At 66.8% G+C, this 18668-nt stretch carries 12 protein-coding genes and 2 pseudogenes; 12 read left to right on the top strand and 2 right to left on the bottom strand.

The genetic code is table 11. The features are described 5' to 3' along the window. Positions 1 to 45: 45 nt before the first annotated feature. The 12 genes and pseudogenes from ACRHIG_RS07085 (at position 46) to ACRHIG_RS07140 (ending at position 15940) form a co-directional block, all read left to right on the top strand. The gene (locus tag ACRHIG_RS07085; protein WP_475416056.1) at positions 46 to 231 is read left to right on the top strand and encodes a hypothetical protein; all 186 of its coding nucleotides are present in this window, start codon (positions 46 to 48) and stop codon (positions 229 to 231) included. After that, positions 228 to 1013 carry an enoyl-ACP reductase FabI gene (fabI, locus tag ACRHIG_RS07090; protein WP_489629761.1) on the top strand — a complete coding sequence of 262 codons (786 nt, stop codon included), beginning with the start codon at positions 228 to 230 and terminating at the stop codon, positions 1011 to 1013. Before ACRHIG_RS07085 ends, fabI begins: the two co-directional genes overlap by 4 nt. A 10-nt stretch (positions 1014 to 1023) precedes the next feature. After that, positions 1024 to 2490, top strand: a complete 1467-nt coding sequence (locus ACRHIG_RS07095) for an efflux transporter outer membrane subunit (RefSeq protein ID WP_489629762.1) — start codon at positions 1024 to 1026, stop codon at positions 2488 to 2490. 34 nt (positions 2491 to 2524) lie between these two features. Continuing rightward, positions 2525 to 3559, top strand: coding sequence for an HlyD family secretion protein (locus ACRHIG_RS07100; protein ID WP_489630761.1), 1035 nt, complete (start codon positions 2525 to 2527; stop codon positions 3557 to 3559). A gap of 2 nt (positions 3560 to 3561) precedes the next feature. Continuing rightward, positions 3562 to 6306 carry a ribosome-associated ATPase/putative transporter RbbA gene (gene rbbA, locus ACRHIG_RS07105; RefSeq protein WP_489629763.1) on the top strand — a complete coding sequence of 915 codons (2745 nt, stop codon included), beginning with the start codon at positions 3562 to 3564 and terminating at the stop codon, positions 6304 to 6306. A 1-nt stretch (position 6307) separates the two neighbouring features. Then, a pseudogene (locus ACRHIG_RS07110) lies at positions 6308 to 7431 on the top strand (ABC transporter permease). Positions 7432 to 7478: 47 nt separating this feature from the next. Beyond that, the gene (locus tag ACRHIG_RS07115; RefSeq protein WP_489629764.1) at positions 7479 to 9755 is read left to right on the top strand and encodes a DUF3141 domain-containing protein; all 2277 of its coding nucleotides are present in this window, start codon (positions 7479 to 7481) and stop codon (positions 9753 to 9755) included. A gap of 9 nt (positions 9756 to 9764) precedes the next feature. Next, positions 9765 to 11180 carry a bifunctional enoyl-CoA hydratase/phosphate acetyltransferase gene (locus tag ACRHIG_RS07120; protein ID WP_475416062.1) on the top strand — a complete coding sequence of 472 codons (1416 nt, stop codon included), beginning with the start codon at positions 9765 to 9767 and terminating at the stop codon, positions 11178 to 11180. Next, positions 11177 to 12394, top strand: a complete 1218-nt coding sequence (locus ACRHIG_RS07125) for an acetate/propionate family kinase (protein WP_489629765.1) — start codon at positions 11177 to 11179, stop codon at positions 12392 to 12394. Before ACRHIG_RS07120 ends, ACRHIG_RS07125 begins: the two co-directional genes overlap by 4 nt. 215 nt (positions 12395 to 12609) lie before the next feature. Beyond that, entirely contained in the window at positions 12610 to 13086 is a 477-nt protein-coding gene (locus tag ACRHIG_RS07130; protein ID WP_230538935.1) for a hypothetical protein, read from the top strand. A 161-nt stretch (positions 13087 to 13247) separates the two neighbouring features. Then, a complete protein-coding gene (locus ACRHIG_RS07135) occupies positions 13248 to 15566 on the top strand; it encodes a DUF8189 domain-containing protein (RefSeq protein WP_489629766.1) in 2319 nt (772 codons plus the stop codon). A 26-nt stretch (positions 15567 to 15592) separates the two neighbouring features. Further along, on the top strand, positions 15593 to 15940 hold the full coding sequence (locus ACRHIG_RS07140) for a hypothetical protein (protein ID WP_489629767.1): 348 nt from the start codon (positions 15593 to 15595) through the stop codon (positions 15938 to 15940). Here ACRHIG_RS07140 and ACRHIG_RS07145 read toward each other — a convergent pair. Both ACRHIG_RS07145 and parC read right to left on the bottom strand, forming a co-directional pair. Next, positions 15937 to 16125: a helix-turn-helix domain-containing protein gene (locus tag ACRHIG_RS07145; RefSeq protein WP_475416066.1), complete on the bottom strand. Its 189-nt coding sequence runs from the start codon at positions 16123 to 16125 to the stop codon at positions 15937 to 15939. The two genes, ACRHIG_RS07140 and ACRHIG_RS07145, sit on opposite strands and share 4 nt — an antisense overlap. Positions 16126 to 16307: 182 nt before the next feature. Beyond that, positions 16308 to 18661: pseudogene (gene parC / locus ACRHIG_RS07150) on the bottom strand (DNA topoisomerase IV subunit A). Positions 18662 to 18668 lie beyond the last annotated feature (7 nt).

Consider the following 18668-nt stretch of genomic DNA (forward strand, 5'->3'; position numbering starts at 1 on the left):
AATGCACTGGTGCCGGCCTCGAATTTCAGTGACGGAAGCCGATTCATGAAGATGCAGACCCCCGCGCCTGACGCGTGCAATACCCTCCATCCCCACACACCGATTGCCTTGCCGTATGCGCGCGCCGGCGGCGTGACCCTGGCCATGAGCGCGGCCGCCATGCGCGCCGGCGCGGCGCGCTGCGTGCATGCGGCCACGCCGTGGCCCGCCTTGCGTCCCGTCCAGGCATGACGGCCGATTCGCGCCCGCACTTGCCTTTGCAGGGCAAGCGGGGCCTGGTGGTGGGCATCGCCAACGCGCAAAGCATCGCCTGGGGCTGCGCCAGCGCGCTGCGCGCGGCCGGTGCCGAACTGGCCGTGACTTGGCTCAATGACAAGGCCCGTTCACATGTGGAGCCGCTGGCGCAGCAAGTGCAGGCGGCCATCATGGCGCCGCTCGACGTGGCCGTGCCGGGTCAACTGGAGGCGCTGTTTGCGCAGATCGAACGGCAGTGGGGCGCCATCGATTTTGTCGTCCACTCGATCGCGTATGCGCCGAAACACGACTTGCATGGCCGCGTGACGGACAGTTCTGCCGACGGTTTCGCGCAGGCGATGGACATTTCGTGCCATTCCTTCATGCGCATGGCGAAGCTGGCCGAACCCCTGATGCCGCACGGCGGCAGCTTGACCACCATGAGTTATTTAGGCGCCGAGGAAGTCATCGCCGACTATGGCCTGATGGGACCCGTAAAGGCGGCGCTGGAAGCGTCGGTGCGCTACCTGGCCGCCGAACTGGGGCCGCAAGGCATCCGCGTGAACGCCATCTCGCCGGGCCCACTGGAGACGCGGGCCGCCTCCGGCATCGCCCATTTCGACCGCCTGATGGCCGACGCCATCGAACGCTCGCCCATGCGCCGCCTGGCCACCATCGAGGACGTGGGCGCGCTGTGCGCCTTCCTCGCCGGCGACGGCGCGCGCGCCATCACGGGCGGCACCCTGTACGTCGATGGCGGCTACAACATTCTGAATTGACTGGAAGAAGATGACCATGGCTGTTTCTACTTTGCCCAACCGCGCCGGGATGGCCGCGCTGGCCACCGCGCTGGCCCTGGCCGGCTGCGCCTCGCTGGCGCCGCCTTACGCGCCGCCGCCGCTGCCCGTGGCGGCGCAGTATCCGGAAACTGACGCTGCCGGCGCAAGCGCGCCCGACGTCGCCTGGCAAGCCTACTTTGCCGATCCGCGCCTGCAGGCGCTCATTGCGCAGGCGCTGGCCGGCAACCGCGACATCCGCATCGCCGCCCTGCGCGTGGAAGAGGCGCGCGCCGCGTATGGCATCCAGCGCGCCGAACAATTTCCCACCATCGCGCTGGGCGCCTCCGGCAGCCGCGCGCGCGTGCCGGCTGACCTGAGCCCGACGGGGCGCGCCATGACGAGCGCGCAGTACCAGGCGGGCTTGAACGTGAGCGCCTGGGAACTCGATTTCTGGGGCCGGGTGCGCAGCCTGAAGGACAGCGCGCTGCAAACCCTGCTGGCCAGCGACGAGGCGCGCCGCGCCGTCGGCGTGGCCCTGGTGGCGCAGGTGGCCAATGGCTACCTGGGCTTGCGCGAACTCGACGAACGGGTGGAACTGGCGCGCGCCACGGTCGACAGCCGCGCCGAATCGCTGCGCATCTTCACGCGCCGCTTCGAGGTGGGATCGATTTCCAAGCTGGACCTGACGCAGGTGGAAACCCTGCTCAGCCAGGCCCTGTCGCTGTCGGCCCAGCTGGAGCAGGCGCGCGCCGTGCAGGCGCATGCGCTGGCCCAGCTGGTGGGCGGCCCCGTCGACCTGGCGCCGGTGGCTGGCGAGGTGCGCCGCTTCGACGACGCCAGCGTGCTGCAGCCGCTGCATGCGGGCCTGCCCTCGGCCTTGCTCACGCAACGTCCCGACCTGATGGCGGCCGAGCACCAGCTGCGCGCCGCGCAGGCCAATATCGGCGCCGCGCGCGCCGCCTTCTTCCCCACCATTTCGCTGACGGCGGGCTATGGCACGGCCAGCGCGGAATTGAGCGGCCTGTTCGACTCGGGCAGCGGGGCCTGGAATTTCGCGCCGCGCCTGGTGCTGCCGGTCTTTGACGCGGGACGCCTGCGCGCCAATAGGGACCTGGCCGAGGTGCGCCGCGACGTGGCCGTGGCCAATTATGAAAAGAGCGTGCAGGGCGCCTTCCGCGAAGTGGCCGACGCGCTGTCGAACCGGCGCTGGCTGGCGCTGCAGGTCGACATCGGCAAGACCACCTTGGCCGCGCAAAGCGAACGCGCGCGCCTGGCCAAGCTGCGCTACGACAATGGCGCAGCGCCCTACCTGGAAGTGCTCGATGCGCAGCGCGACCTGCTGACGGTCGAGCAGCAGCTGGTGCAGACGCGCCGCGCGCTGCTGTCCAGCCAGGTCAGCCTGTATGCGGCCCTGGGCGGCGGCGCACCCGCACCCGCCGCCGCTTCCCCCACTAATTTGATCGCCCCGACACCATGAATGCTCAACTGAAGAAAAACTCATCCCCGCCGCGCTGGTCGTGGCCGTTCTCGTGCTGGGCTACGTGGCCTGGCAAAAAATGCGCTCCACGGGCCCTGGCGAAGGTTTTGTCAGCGGCAATGGCCGCATCGAGGCGACGGAAGTCGACGTCGCGACCAAGCTGGCCGGCCGGGTCAAGGAGATCCTCGTGCGCGAGGGCGACTTCGTCAAGGCGGGCCAGCCGCTGGCCACCATGCAGGTCGACTCGCTGACGGCCCAGCGCGACGAGGCGCGCGCGCGCCAGCAGCAGGCCTCCGATGCCGTGGTCGGCGCGCAGGCGCAGGTGGCCGTGCGCGAGAGCGACAAGGCGGCCGCGCTGGCCATGGTGGCGCAGCGCGAAAGCGAACTCGATGCGGCCAGGCGCCGCCTGGCCCGTTCCGAAACCCTGTCGAAGGAAGGCGCTTCCTCGGTGCAGGAACTCGACGACGACCGCGCCCGCGTGCGCAGCGTGGCCGCCGCCCTGAATGCGGCCAAGGCGCAGGTGACGGCGGCGCAGGCGGCCATCGATGCGGCAAAAGCGCAGGTGGTCGGTTCGCGTTCGGCCGTCGTCGCCGCCGAGGCGACCACGGCGCGCATCGATTCCGACCTGGCCGATGGCCAGCTGACGGCGCCGCGCGACGGCCGCGTGCAATACCTGGTGGCGCAGCAGGGCGAAGTGCTGGCCGGCGGCGGCAAGGTGCTCAACCTGGTCGACCTGTCGGACGTCTACATGACCTTCTTCCTGCCCGAGACGGCGGCCGGCAAGGTGGCGATGGGCGGCGAAGTGCGCCTCATCCTCGATGCGGCGCCCAATTACGTGATTCCCGCGACGATTTCGTTTGTCGCCGCCAGCGCGCAGTTCACGCCGAAGACGGTGGAAACGGCCAGTGAGCGCCAGAAGCTGATGTTCCGCGTGAAGGCGCAGATCAGCCGCGAGCTGCTGCAAAAGCATCTGGCCCTGGTCAAGGTGGGTTTGCCCGGCGTGGCCTGGGTGCGCCTCGATGCGAAGCAGCCATGGCCCGCTGAACTGACGGCCAAGGTTCCGCAGTGAGCATGGACGTGACTTCCTTTGTCGTCAGCATCCAGGGCGTCAGCCAGCATTACGGCAAGACGGTGGCGCTCGACGGTATCGACCTCGACGTGCCGGCCGGCCGCATGGTGGGACTGATCGGTCCCGACGGCGTGGGCAAATCGAGCCTGCTGTCGCTGGTGGCCGGCGCGCGCGCCGTGCAGCAGGGCAGCGTGATGGCGCTGGGCGGCGACATGCGCGATGCGCGCCACCGCGACGACGTCTGCCCGCGCATCGCCTACATGCCGCAAGGCCTGGGCAAGAATCTGTATCCGACCCTGTCGGTCGAGGAAAACCTGCAGTTTTTCGCGCGCCTGTTCGGCCACGACGCGGCCGAGCGCCGCCGCCGCATCGACCAGCTGACCCGCAGCACGGGCTTGCAACCCTTCCTCGCGCGCCCGGCGGGCAAGCTGTCGGGCGGCATGAAGCAGAAGCTGGGCCTGTGCTGCGCCCTGATCCACGATCCCGACCTGCTCATTCTCGATGAGCCGACCACCGGCGTCGATCCCCTGGCGCGGGCCCAGTTCTGGGACCTGATCGCCGGCATCCGCGTGCAGCGCCCGCAAATGAGCGTGATGGTGGCCACCGCCTACATGGACGAGGCGCAGCGCTTCGACTGGTTAGTGGCCATGGATGACGGCAAGGTGCTCGATACGGGCACGCCGGCCGAGCTGCTGGCGCGCACACAGAGCGACAACCTGGAAGCGGCCTTCATCAAGCTGCTGCCCGAAGCCAAGCGCGCCGGCCACCAGCCCGTGGTGATCACGCCGCTGGACCCTGCCAGCGCGCAGGACGTCGCCATCGAGGCCAAAGACCTGACCATGCGCTTCGGCGATTTCACGGCCGTCGACCATGTGAATTTCCGCATCGGCCGCGGCGAGATCTTCGGTTTTCTCGGCTCGAACGGCTGCGGCAAGTCGACCACCATGAAGATGCTCACGGGTCTGCTGCCGGCCACGGAAGGCAAGGCCTGGCTGTTCGGCAAGGAGGTCGATTCCAACGACATCGATACGCGCCGCAGGGTCGGCTACATGTCGCAGGCATTCTCTCTGTACAGCGAACTGACGGTGCGCCAGAACCTGGTGCTGCACGCGCGCCTGTTCCACGTGCCGGAGGGCGAGATTCCGGCCAGGATCGACGAAATGGCGCAGCGCTTCGACCTGCGCGCCGTGATGGACGACTTGCCCGACAGCCTGCCGCTGGGCATACGCCAGCGCCTGTCGCTGGCCGTGGCCATGGTGCACAAGCCGGAAATGCTGATCCTCGACGAACCGACGTCCGGCGTCGACCCCATCGCGCGCGACAATTTCTGGCGCCTGATGATCGAGCTGGCGCGGCGCGACCGCGTCACCATCTTCATTTCCACCCACTTCATGAACGAGGCCGAGCGCTGCGACCGCATCTCGCTGATGCACGCGGGTAAAGTGCTGGTCAGCGATGCGCCGGCCGAACTGGTGCGCAAGAAGGGCGCGCCATCGCTGGAAGCGGCCTTCATCGCCTACCTGGAAGAGGCGGGCGGCGGCACGGCGCCGGCGGCGCAGGAAAGCGAAGCCGAAGCGCCCGTGCAGAAGGCTGAAGCGGCCGCACCGCAGCACCGGCGCAGCCGTTTCAGCCTGGGCCGCATGCTCAGCTACATGTGGCGCGAGGCGCTGGAATTGCGCCGCGACCCCGTGCGTCTGACCCTGGCGCTGGGCGGCTCCGTGCTGCTGCTGTTCGTCATCGGCTTCGGCATCAGCCTCGACGTCGAAGACTTGAGCTATGCGGTGCTCGACCACGACCAGACGACCCTGAGCCAGAATTACACGAACAACCTGGCCGGCTCGCGCTACTTCGTCGAGCGCCCGCCGCTGCGCGACTATGCCGATATCGACAAGCGCATGCGCAGCGGCGAACTGTCGCTGGCCATCGAGATCCCGCCCGGCTTCGCGCGCGACGTGCAGCGCGGCGCGCCGGCGCAGGTGGGCGCGTGGATCGACGGCGCCATGCCGATGCGCGCCGAAACCGTGCAGGGCTATGTGCAGGGCATGCACCAGCTGTGGCTGGCCGACCAGGCCTTGCACCGCTACGGCATCACGATGAGCAATCCAGTCGCCATCCAGACGCGCTACCGCTACAACCCGGACGTGAAAAGCCTGCCCGCCATGGTGCCGGCCGTGATTCCCCTGCTGCTGCTGATGCTGCCGGCCATGCTGGCGGCGCTGTCCGTGGTGCGCGAAAAGGAACTCGGTTCCATCATCAACCTGTACGTGACGCCCGTCACGCGCCTGGAATTCTTGCTCGGCAAGCAGGTGCCCTACGTCGTGCTGGCCATGTTCAACTTCGTCCTCATGGCCCTGCTGGCGGTCACGGCCTTCGGCGTGCCGATCAAGGGCAGCCTGTCGACCCTGATCGGCGCCACCTTCATCTTCAATATCTGCGCCACGGGCATCGGCCTGTTCGCCTCGACCTTTACGCGCAGCCAGATCGCGGCCCTGTTCGTGACCATGATCGGCACCATGATCCCGGCCATCCAGTTTTCCGGCCTGCTCAATCCCGTTTCGTCGATGGAAGGCGTGGGCAAGGCCGTCGGCCTGATGTACCCGGCCACGCACATGCTCAACATCAGCCGGGGCGTGTTCAACAAGGCGCTGGGCTTTGGCGACCTGCACGCCTCGTTCTGGCCCCTGCTCGTCGCCATTCCCGTGATCCTCGGCGTGACGGTGGCGCTGCTGAAGAAACAGGAGAGCTGATATGCGCCACCTTGAAAACATCTACCGCCTGGGCGTGAAGGAAATCTGGAGCCTGATCCGCGACCCGATGATGCTGATCCTGATCCTCTACACGTTCACTTTGGCCATCTACGTGGCCGCCACGGCCAAGCCGGAAACCCTGCACATGGCCTCGATCGCCATCGTCGACGAGGATGGCTCGCCCCTGTCCGGGCGCATCGCCTCGGCCTTCTTCCCGCCCCAGTTCACGCCGCCGGCCATGATCAACCAGAGCCAGGTCGATGCGGGCCTGGACGCGGGCCGGTACACCTTCGTGCTGACGATCCCGCCCAAGCTGCAGGCCGACGTGCTGGGCGGGCGCCAGGCGGAACTGCAGCTGAACGTGGACGCCACGCGCATGAGCCAGGCCTTCAGCGGCAGCGGCTACATCCAGCAGATCGTCGCCGGTGAAATAGCCGAATTCGGCAAACGCTACCGGGGCGCGACCGTCTCGCCCGTGGAGCTGGTGATGCGCGCGCGCTTCAATCCCTCGCTGAGCCAGGCGTGGTTTGGCTCGCTGATGGAACTCATCAACCAGGTGACGATGCTGTCGATCATCCTCACGGGCGCGGCCCTGATACGCGAGCGCGAACACGGCACCATCGAGCACTTGCTGGTGATGCCCGTGACGCCGGCCGAGATCATGCTGGGCAAGGTCTGGTCGATGGGCCTGGTGGTGCTGCTGGCCGCCGCCCTGTCGCTGAACCTGGTGGTGCGCGGCATGCTGCACGTGCCGATCGAAGGCTCGATCGCGCTGTTCCTGTGCGGCGCGGCCCTGCACCTGTTTGCCACCACCTCGATGGGCATTTTCCTGGCCACCGTGGCGCGCAGCATGCCGCAGTTCGGCATGCTCTTGATTCTCGTGCTGCTGCCGCTGCAGATGCTCTCGGGGGCAGCACGCCGCGCGAAAGCATGCCCGAGCTGGTGCAGAACATCATGCTGATCGCCCCGACCACGCATTTCGTCGAATTGAGCCAGGCGATCCTGTACCGGGGCGCCGGCATCGACGTGGTGTGGAAACCGTTCCTGGCCCTGCTGGCCATCGGCACGGCCCTGTTTACCTTCGCGCTGGCGCGTTTTCGCAAGACCATCAGCCAGATGGCGTAGCCCCCGCGCCGGAATGGTCCGGCGTTTTTTGCATGAAAAGGATAGCCATGACAACCGAAGCTGCACCATTTTTCTCCACCGGCGGCTTGCCGTCCCTGGGCATGCTGGGCGATTATGCGCGCGACTCGTGGCAGCGCATCGTGCTGTACGCGGACGTGATGCGCCGGCGCGGCAACCAGTACCAGGAGCACCTGGCCGAGGAAGTGCCGAACGTGCTGGACTTCCCCGCCGAACTGGTGATGTCGGGCCTGGAGCTGGCGCGCCCCGTCAACTACGGCCTGGCGCGCATTTTGACGCCCGATGCGCCCGAACCTGAGCCATCGAAACGGCCGTTTGTCGTCGTCGACCCGCGCGCCGGCCACGGTCCCGGCATCGGCGGCTTCAAGGCGGAGAGCGAGATCGGCGTGGCTCTGCGCGCCGGCCATCCGTGCTACTTCATCGGTTTCCTGCCCGATCCCGTGCCGGGACAGACGGTGGAAGACGTGATGCATGCGGAGGCGGCCTTCCTGGAAAAAGTCATCGCCCTGCATCCGCTCAGCGAAGGCAAGCCCGTCGTCATCGGCAATTGCCAGGCGGGCTGGCAAATCCTCATGACGGCGGCCATGCGCCCGGAACTGTTCGGCCCCATCATCGTGGCCGGCGCGCCCGTGTCCTACTGGGCCGGCTGGCATGGCCGCAATCCGATGCGCTACGCGGGCGGCCTGATGGGCGGCAGCTGGGCCACGGCGCTGGCGGGCGACCTGGGCAACGGCCGCTTCGACGGCGCCAGCCTGGTGCAGAATTTCGAGAAGCTCAACCCGGCCAACACGCTGTGGAGCAAGCAGTACAACCTGTACGCGAACATCGATACGGAAGCGCCCCGTTACCTGGAATTTGAAAAATACTGGGGCGGCCACGTCTTCCTCAACGACGTCGAGATGCAGTACATCGTCGACAATCTGTTCATCGGCAACCGCCTGGCCACGGCCGAACTGATCACCTCCGACGGCGTGCGCCTGGACTTGCGCAATATCCGCTCCCCCATCGTCGTATTCTGCTCGAATGGCGACAACATCACGCCGCCGCCGCAGGCCCTGGGCTGGATCACGGACTTGTACCGCGACGACAAGGACGTGCTGATGCACGACCAGACCATCGTGTATGCCGTGCACGACAGCATCGGCCACCTGGGCATCTTCGTCTCGGCCAAGGTGGGGCACAAGGAACACCAGAAATTCGCCAGCAATATCGACCTGATCAACCTGCTGCCGGCCGGGATCTACGAAGCGAGGATCGTCGACAAGACGCCCGACACGCCGAACGCCGACCTGGCCAGCGGCGATTATGTGCTGCAGGTCGAGCACCGCGGCATCGAAGACGTGCGCGCCATCGTGCAGCCGAGCGTGGAAAACGACCGCAAGTTCGCCGCCGCCGCGCGCGTATCCGAGGTGAACCTGGCCCTGTACCGCACGTTCGCGCAGCCGTGGGTGCGCGCCATGGTCACGCCGCAAACCGCGCGCTTCCTGCAGCTTGCGCATCCGCTGCGCGTGTCGTACGAGCGCTGGACCGACCACAATCCGCTGGCCAGGCTGGTGGCCAGGGAGGCGGAAAAGGTGCGCGCCCACCGCCAGCCGGTATCGCCCGACAACCCGCTGCTGGCCATGCAGGAAGCCGTCTCCGGCGCCATCACGGCCGGCTTGAACGGCTGGCGCGACTGGCGCGACACTGTGCAGGAAACCACCTTCGACATGATCTATGGCTCGCCCCTGGTGCAGGCGCTGACGGGACAGGCCATCGGCGATACTGCGCCGCCGCGCCCCCATCCCGGCATCTCGCCCGAGCATTGCGAATACGTGCGCTGCGAAACGCGCAAGATGGACGAGGACATGCAGCGCGGCGGCCTGGTGGAAGCGGCCGTGCGCGCGCTGTTCTACATCTACCGCTTCCGCATGATCGCCGACGAGCGCAGGGTCAACCTGGCCCTCAAATTGATCAAGCCGCAATACCGGCAGGACGTCAGCATGGAGGAATTCCGCGGCATCGTGCGCCAGCAGGCGCGCCTGATGCTGCATGATTTCGATGCCGCCATCGCCGCCTTGCCGGCCTTGCTGTCGCGCGCCGATCCGGACGACATCGGCGCGCTGGCCGAGTGGCTGCAGCAGGTGCTGCAGGTGCCCGAGGCGCCGACGCCGGACGAGGAAGCGAGCCTGCAGCAGATGCTGGACGTCTTCGACCGCGCGGTCAAGCAGCAGGCGCAGGCGCAGACGAAGGCGCTGCCGCCGGACGCGCGCGCCTCCCATGCCGGATCCAAGGCCAAACCGGCCAAACACATTACCCCTGTATAGAAGACCACGATGACCACTACCCAAGACGATGATCTGAATATCGTACGTAACCGCACCTTCGACCAGATCGCCATCGGCGACACGGCCAGCATCACGCGCACCCTGAGCATGGACGATATCGCCCTGTTCGCGGTGATGTCGGGCGACGACAACCCGCAGCACCTCGATACGGAATTTGCCGCCGCCACCCGCTACCAGGGCGTGATCGCGCACGGCATGTGGGGTGCGGCACTCATTTCCGCCGTGCTGGGCACGCGCCTGCCCGGCGCCGGCACCGTCTACACGGGCCAGACCCTGCGCTTTTTGCAGCCCGTGCGCGTGGGCGATACCTTGGCCATCAGCGTCACCGTCACGGCCCTCGAGCCGCGCAGCCGCCACGTGACCCTGGCTTGCCGCTGCGTCAACCAGCACGGCGCCGTGGTGCTCGACGGCGAGGCGCAGGTGATCGCGCCGGCCGAGCAGATCGAGCGGGCGCGCGCCACCTTGCCCGAAGTGCGCCTGCATAACGGCGACGGCACGCGGCGCCTGCTGGAGCACGCGCGCACGCTGGGGCCGATCCGGGTCGCCGTGATCCACCCCTGCGATGCATTGAGCCTGTCGGGCGCGCTGGACGCGCATGCGGCCGGCCTGATCACGCCCGTGCTGGTGGCGCCGCGCGCGCGCCTGGAAGCGGTGGCGGCCGAAGCGGGCCTGAGCCTGGCCGGCATCGCCATCGAAGATGTCGAGCATAGCCATGCGGCCGCCGCGCGCGGCGCCGAACTGGCGGGAAAGGGCGAAGTGGAGGCGCTGATGAAGGGCAGCCTGCACACGGATGAACTGATGTCGGCCGTGCTGTCGGCCAGCGCCGGCCTGCGCACCAAGCGCCGCATCAGCCACTGCTTCCTGATGCAGACGCCCGCCTATCCGCGCCCCTTCATCATCACGGATGCCGCCATCAATATCGCGCCCAACCTGGCCATGAAGGCCGACATCGTGCGCAACGCCATCGACCTGGCGCACGTGATCGGCGTGGCCAGGCCGCGCGTGGCCATCCTGGCCGCCGTGGAAACGGTGAACGCGGACATGCCGGCGACTTTGGACGCTGCCGCCCTGTGCAAGATGGCCGACCGTGGCCAGATCACGGGGGCGATCCTCGACGGTCCGCTGGCCTTCGATAACGCCGTGTCGATCGCCGCCGCCACCGTCAAGGGCATCGTCTCGGAAGTGGCGGGCCGCGCCGATATTTTGCTGGTGCCCGACCTGGAAAGCGGCAATATGCTGGCCAAGCAGCTCGAATACATGGGCGACGCGGACAGCGCCGGCATCGTGCTGGGCGCGAAGATCCCCGTCATCCTCACCAGCCGCGCCGATTCGCGCGCCAGCCGCATCGCCTCGTGCGCCATCGCCGTGATGCTGGCCAACCATTACCGGAGCACGCCGCCATGAACGCGCCAATCACCCACGCCGACGGCACCCTGATCCTGGTGCTCAATTGCGGCTCGTCGAGCATCAAGTTCGCCCTGTTCGAGCAGGCGGACGGCGTGCTGCCGCAGCAGGCGCAATGGAGCGGCAAGGTCGAAGGCATCGGCCGCGAAAGCGCCACCTACCGCGCCGGCGGCCTGCCGGCGGTCGCCTTGCAGCTGGACCCGCAGCAGCCGCATCACGCGGCGCTCGAATACATCCGCGCGCAAGTGGTGGCGCAGCTGGATGGGCGTGCGCTGCGCGCCGTGGCGCACCGCGTGGTGCATGGCGGCAGCAAGTACTTCGCCCCCGTGCGCATCGATTTCGCCGTGCTGGCGGACCTGAAAAGCTATGTGCCGCTGGCGCCCCTGCACCAGCCGTTCGCGCTCGAGGCGATCGAGGTGCTGCTCACATCGCGGCCCGACATCGCCCAGGTGGCGTGCTTCGACACGGCCTTCCACCACACGGTGCCGCAGGTCGAGCAGATGCTGGCCCTGCCTTACGATGCGTGGGAGCGGGGCTTGCGCCGCTACGGCTTCCACGGTCTGTCGTATGAATACCAGTCGCTGGTGCTGGAACGGCGTTTTGGCGCTGTCGCGCACGGCAAGGTCATCGTCGCCCACCTGGGCAGCGGCGCCAGCCTGTGCGCCATGGACAATTTGCACAGCGTGGCCACCACCATGGGATTTTCCGCGCTCGACGGCCTGATGATGGGCACGCGCTGCGGTTCGCTCGATCCTGGCGCCGTGATCTACCTGATGGAAATCGAAAAGCTGTCGCTGGAAAAAGTGGCGCATGTGCTGTACCACGAGTCGGGCTTGCTGGGCGTGTCTGGCGTGTCGGCTGACCCGCCGGTCTTGCTGGCGCAGCAGGACCGGCAGGATGCGACGGGCGAACGCATCCGCGCCGCGCTGGCCTTATATATCCGCCGCATCGTGCGCGAGATCGGCGCCCTGACGGCCGTGCTGGGCGGGCTGGATATGCTGGTGTTTACGGCCGGTATCGGCGAGCACAGCGCCGAACTGCGCCAGCGCATCTGCGCCGAGCTCGGTTTCCTCGGCCCCGTGCTCGATGCGCAGGCGAATGCGCGCAACGCCAGCCGTATCTCCACCGACGCCAGCCGTATCGTGGTGGGCGTGGAGCCGGCCAACGAGGAGTGGGTGGCGGCGCGCCACGCGGCCCTGGCCGTGGGCGCATGAGGATCTGAAGCGTAGGGCCGCACTCGATGGGAAATTTGTCGATTTGCACATATTTCTCGTTGAGTGCGCTACCGCACTGTGTGGTTTGCCAGTTATCTTTACTATGAAGTCATGCCATTGCGCTACATCAAGAAACAGCGCGATGCCTGGCAAATTTTGAACATTTTGCCCGCCTTTAGTAAGAATAAAATTAAACCATATTGAAAGGTCTCATCATGAACAAATTACTCGCCGCCCTGATCGCTACCCTGTTTGCTACCGCCGCCTTCGCTCAAACGGCGCCGGCCACGGAAGCTGTCGTGAAAGCCCAGGCTTCCGCGCAAAAAGACGTCAACAAGGCTGCCGCTTCGGAAGCCAAGGTCGATGCCAAGGCTGACGCCAACGTCGCCAAGGCCGAGATGAAGGCTGACGAAAAGAAAGCCGACGCCCAGCACAAGGCCAACAAGACCAAAGCCAAGGCCCATGACAAGGTCGTCCACGCCGATGCAGAAGACAAGCTGAAAGCGGAAGCCAAGGCAGACAAGACCGATGCCAAGGCCGATGCGAAAGCCACCAAGGCTGCCGTGAAAGCGAACGCCAAGGTCGCCAAGGAAAAAGTGGAAGCGAACGCCGACAAAGCCCTCGCCGCCACCAAGACGGAAGAAGCCAAGGCCAAGGCCGACGCTGAAGTCAAGGCCGCCGCCGCCAAGTAATTCCCCGTTTGCGGGCCACGGCCCGCAAGCCAAAAAGACAGCTTCGGCTGTCTTTTTCGTCTGCCACTTTTTTCGGGCACCGCTTGCCAGTCTTGATCTGGCACAAATGCTGTTCTTTTCGCCGTGCCATAGTGAATTGGCAAACAGACGAAGGAGACATCATGAGCACCGCTAAAACGAAAAAATCACCGGCCACCGGTTCGGCGGAAGGCGCGCCGGCCATGCAGTCCATGCCGGTCGAGGGCGACGTGCATGCCGGTACTGATGCGGCTGGCGCCGACGCCATGCCGGGAGCGCGCCTGGGCATCTCGTACGCGGATCAGGCGGCGCTCGCGCAGGGCGCGGCCGCGGCGAACGGCGGCGACATGCCGGGCGGCGCCATGCAGCAGGCTTCGCAGGGCATGGCCGGCGCCAGTTGCATGCACGTGGGCGATGGCGGCGGCATGGGGGGCGACCGCGATGGCGGGGGCGGTGGAGGCGGCATGGGCGGCGACGGCGGCCAGGGCGGCGGCACGCCGCAGGTGCGCACCTGCGCCACGATGGACGTGCATCGCCGCCTGCTGACGGAGGACCCCTCCTATGCGAACATCCGCGCCGAGATTGAAAACCAGGCTGGCATGTACGAGGGCGCCGGCAGCAGCGCCGGACGTTCCGGCGTGACGCAGATACCGGTGGTCGTGCACGTGGTGTGGAATACGGCCGCGCAGAATATTTCGGATGCGCAGATCGCCAGCCAGATCGATGTGCTCAACCGTGACTTCCGCCGCGTCAATCCCGACGTGAACAGCACGCCGGCGCCGTTCCTGCCGCTGACGGCCGATGCGCGCGTGGAGTTCGCGCTGGCCACGATCGATCCGCATGGCGCGGCCACCAGCGGCATCGAGCGGCGCCAGACGACGGTGGCCTCGTTTGGCGCGGACGATGCCGTCAAATCGCAGGCGACGGGCGGCATGGATGCCTGGCCGGCCGACAGCTACCTGAATATCTGGGTGTGCCAGCTGGGCGGCGGCCTGCTCGGCTACGCGCAATTTCCCGGCGGCCCGGCCGCCACCGACGGCGTGGTGATCCTGCAATCGGCCTTCGGCACGACGGGCACGGCGGCGCCGCCGTTCCACCTGGGGCGCACGGCCACGCATGAAATCGGCCACTGGCTGAACCTGAACCATATCTGGGGCGACGACGGCACCGGCTGCTCGGGCACGGACAACGTGGCCGACACGCCGAACCAGGGCGGACCGAACACGGGCCAGCCTTCGTTCCCGCACATTTCCTGCAGCAACGGGCCGAATGGCGACATGTTCATGAACTACATGGATTACGTCGACGATCCCGCCATGTTCATGTTCACGGCGGGCCAGGTGGCGCGCATGCAGGCCTGTCTCGACGGTCCGCGCGCCAGCATCGGCACGGGAACGGGCGGCACGGGCGCCACGCCGCGCCAGAGCTCTTCCCCCGTCGTGGCCTGGGGCGCGAACCGCCTCGACGTCTTCGTGCTGGGCACCGACCGCGCGCTGTACCACAAGGCCTGGAACGGCACGGCCTGGGCGCCGTCCGTCACCGGCTATGAAGGGCAGGGCGGCATCTGTACCAGTGCGCCGCAGGTGGTGTCGTGGGGGCCGAACCGGCTCGACGTGTTCGTCACGGGCACCGACAGCGGCTTGTTCCACAAATGGTGGAACGGCACGGCCTGGGGCCCGTCCCTGACCGGTTACGAAGCGATGGGCGGCTTGTGCGTGGGCGACCCGCGCGCCGTGGCCTGGGGGCCGAACCGCCTCGACGTGTTTGTCGTCGGCACGGACCGCGGCCTGTATCACAAGTGGTGGAACGGGTCCGCCTGGGGGCCGTCGCTGACCGGCTACGAAGCCATGGGCGGCATCTGCCTGGGCCAGCCGGAAGCCGTGGCGTGGGGGCCGAACCGCCTCGATGTCTTCGTCATCGGCACGGACCGGGCGCTGTACCACAAGTGGTGGAACGGCACGGCCTGGGGGCCGTCGCTGACGGGCTACGAGCGCCTGGGCGGCATCTGCACCTCGTCGCCGAGGGCGGTGGCGTGGGGACCGAACCGCCTCGACGTATTCGTCACCGGTACCGATGGCGCCCTGTATCATAAATGGTGGGATGGCGCGAAATGGGGCCCTTCCAATGATGGCTTCGAGCGTCTGGGCGGCATCTGCGTGGGCGAGGTGGAAGCCGTGTCGTGGGCTGCCAACCGGCTCGACCTGTTCGTCATCGGCACGGACAGCGCCCTGTACCACAAGGCGTGGAACGGCAGCGCCTGGACGCCGTCGCTGACGGGCTTTGAAAGCCTGGGCGGCGTGTGCACCTCGCGCCCTCGCGCCACGGCCTGGGCGGCGAACCGCCTCGACGTGTTTGTCACGGGGACGAATGGGGCCCTGTTCCACAAGGCCTGGAACGGCACGGCCTGGTCTCCTTCCGTGAGCGGCTATGAAAGCCTGGGCGGCGTGGTATCGTGTTTCTGACGTCTATGCGTGAAACGGGAGGTGGCATGCACGGCATGACAACGGCACTGCCCAGCGGCAGCTGGACGCATTCCTTCGAGGAGGATGCGGATGGTATCGAGGTGTACCGGCCCACGGCCACCTTCGCCTTTCCTCCCAGCCGCAAGGGGCGCAAGGTGCTCGAATTCGGCGCGCCCGCCGGCGCCATGGCGCAAGGGGTGGCGACATTGACGTCGATGGCGCCCGGCCCCGACGATCGTCCCCGCGCCGGCCCCGTTGCCAAGCTGGTACCCCTGGGCATGGGCCGCTACGCGCTCAGTGATGCTGGCGGGGGGCAGGACGTGATCGACATCGTCGAAGCGACGCCCGACGTGCTGCGCCTGGCGCGGCATTAAGGCCGGCCGCGCAGCTTGTGCGCGAGCGCCGTGCGGTTGCCCACGCCCAGTTTCTGGTAAATCGCATGCAGCTGATTGCGCACGGTGGCCGGCGACTTGCCCAGTTCCCTGGCGATGCTTTTATACGGCAAACCTTCGGCCGCCATGGCCGCCACCAGCCGTTCTGCCGGGGTCAGGCGCTGCATGGCAGCCTGCCTGAAACGTTGTTTGTCATCCTGGCTCTCCTGTCCGTGTGCGGCATGCCGGTGGCATGCCTGCAGGGATAACGGGAGCGCGGCGCCTATCTGTAAAGTTATTTACTCTGCTGCCAGATGCGGGGGACGAAAAAAGACAGGCGAACCTGTCTTTTCGTGTGGCGTGATGGCGGTCAGCCGATGGCTGCCATCGAGACCGGTTTCAGCTTGGCCGCCAGCGCCTTGCCCTTCTTGGCGCGCTTGCCGAAGTGCTCGGCCAGGGCCGTGGCGCCCAGCGACGCGTCCTGCGGTTTCGACGCCCGGCCGATGCCCGAGACCACCACGCCGCGTTGCGTGATCGGCTGCACGGCAAGCAGCTTGTCCTTGGCATCGAGGTCGATCAGCTTGACGCCGGTGCCGCCCTTGGACAGGGTTTTCATTTCATCGAGGCCGAACACCAGCAGGCGCGCGCCTTCCGTCAGGCAGGCCAGGGCGCTGGCCGCATCGGGGATGACTTTCGGCGCCAAAGGCACGTCGCCATCGTCCAGGGTGATGAAGGCCTTGCCGCCTTTCAGACGGCTCGTCATGTCGCCCGCCTTGGCGATGAAGCCGTAGCCGGCGCTCGACGCCAGCAGCAAATTGGTGGCGCCATGGCCGGCAAAGTAGTGCAGGATGCGCACGGCGTTGCCCGGCGTGCCGCCGCTCAGGTCGCACAAGGTCGTGATCGGCACGCCGTCGCCGCGCGCGTTGGGCAGCGCTGAGACGGGCACCGAGTAGATCTTGCCGTTGTTGCCAAAGCCCAGCAGGGTGTCGACCGTGCGGCACTCGAAGGCGCCATGCAGGCTGTCGCCCGCCTTGAACGTGAACTGCGCCGCATCGTGGCCGATGCCGGTGCGCGCACGCACCCAGCCTTTTTCCGAGATGATGACGGTGACCGGTTCATCGACCACCTTCTGTTCGGCCACGGCTTTTTGCGCTTCCTCGATCAGGGTGCGGCGCGCGTCGCCGAACTGCTTGGCGTCCGCTTCGATTTCGCGGATGATGGCGCGCTTCATCGAACCCGGGTTGTCGAGCAGGTCCTGCAGCGTTTTTCTTCCTTGCGCAGTTCGGCCAGTTCCTGCTGGATCTTGATCGTTTCCAGGCGCGCCAGCTGGCGCAAGCGGATTTCCAGGATATCGTCGGCCTGGCGCTCGGACAGCTTGAACGCCTCGATCAGGGCCGCCTTCGGCTCATCCGAATTGCGGATGATCTGGATCACCTTGTCGATATTGAGCAGGATCGCTTCGCGTCCTTCCAGGATATGGATGCGGTCCTTGACCTTGCCCAGTTTATAGCCGGTGCGGCGCGTGACGGTCTCGAAGCGGAAATCGATCCACTCGCGCAGGATGTCGCCCAGCCCTTTCTGGCGCGGACGGCCATCGCCGCCGATCATCACCAGGTTGATCGAGGTCGACGATTCCAGCGACGTGTGCGCCAGCAGCATCAGCATGAATTCCGTCTGGTCCTGGTTCTTCGACTTCGGTTCGAACACGAGGCGCACGGGCGCGGCGCGGCCCGACTCGTCGCGGATGGTGTCGAGCGAATTGAGGATCAGCGCCTTCAGGGCCACCTGGTCCGGCGACAGCGCCTTCTTGCCCAGTTTGATCTTTGGATTCGTCAATTCTTCGATTTCTTCCAGCACCTTTTGCGACGAGGTGCCCGGCGGCAGTTCCGTCACCACGGCTTGCCACTGGCCGCGCGCCAGCTCTTCGATCTTCCAGCGTGCGCGTACCTTCATGCTGCCACGGCCGCTCGCGTACATGTCCTGAATTTGCGATGGCGGCGTGATGATCTGGCCGCCGCCGGGGAAGTCGGGGCCGGGCATGATGGCCATCAGCTCGGCGTGCGTCATCTTCGGATCGCGGATCATGGCGACGGCCGCTTTCGCCACTTCGGCCAGGTTGTGCGACGGGATTTCCGTCGCCAGGCCCACGGCGATGCCGGAGGCGCCGTTCAGCAACACCATCGGCAGGCGGGCCGGCAGCAGCTTCGGTTCTTCCGTCGAGCCGTCGTAGTTGGGCTGGAAGTCCACCGTGCCCATGCCGATTTCATCCATCAGCAGCTTGGCGATCGGCGTCAAACGGGCTTCCGTGTAACGCATGGCCGCGGCGCCGTCGCCGTCGCGCGAGCCGAAATTGCCCTGGCCGTCGATCAGCGGGTAGCGCAAGGAGAAATCCTGCGCCATGCGCACCAGCGCGTCATACACGGACTGGTCGCCGTGCGGATGCAATTTGCCCAGCACGTCGCCGACCACGGCCGCCGATTTGCGCGGCTTCGCCGTGGAATTCAAGCCCAGCTCATTCATCGCATACAGGATGCGGCGCTGCACGGGCTTCTGGCCGTCGCACACGTCGGGCAGGGCGCGGCCCTTGACGACGGAGATGGCGTAATCGAGATAGGCGCGCTCGGCGAAGGTGGACAGGGTCAGCGCTTCGCCGTCGAATACCGGTTCATCCGGCTCGATCGGCTCAGGCTGGGCATCGTCAAATAAATTGGTTTGTGTGGACATGGCGCTT

The sequence above is a fragment of the Janthinobacterium sp. C22 genome (assembly GCF_057919405.1).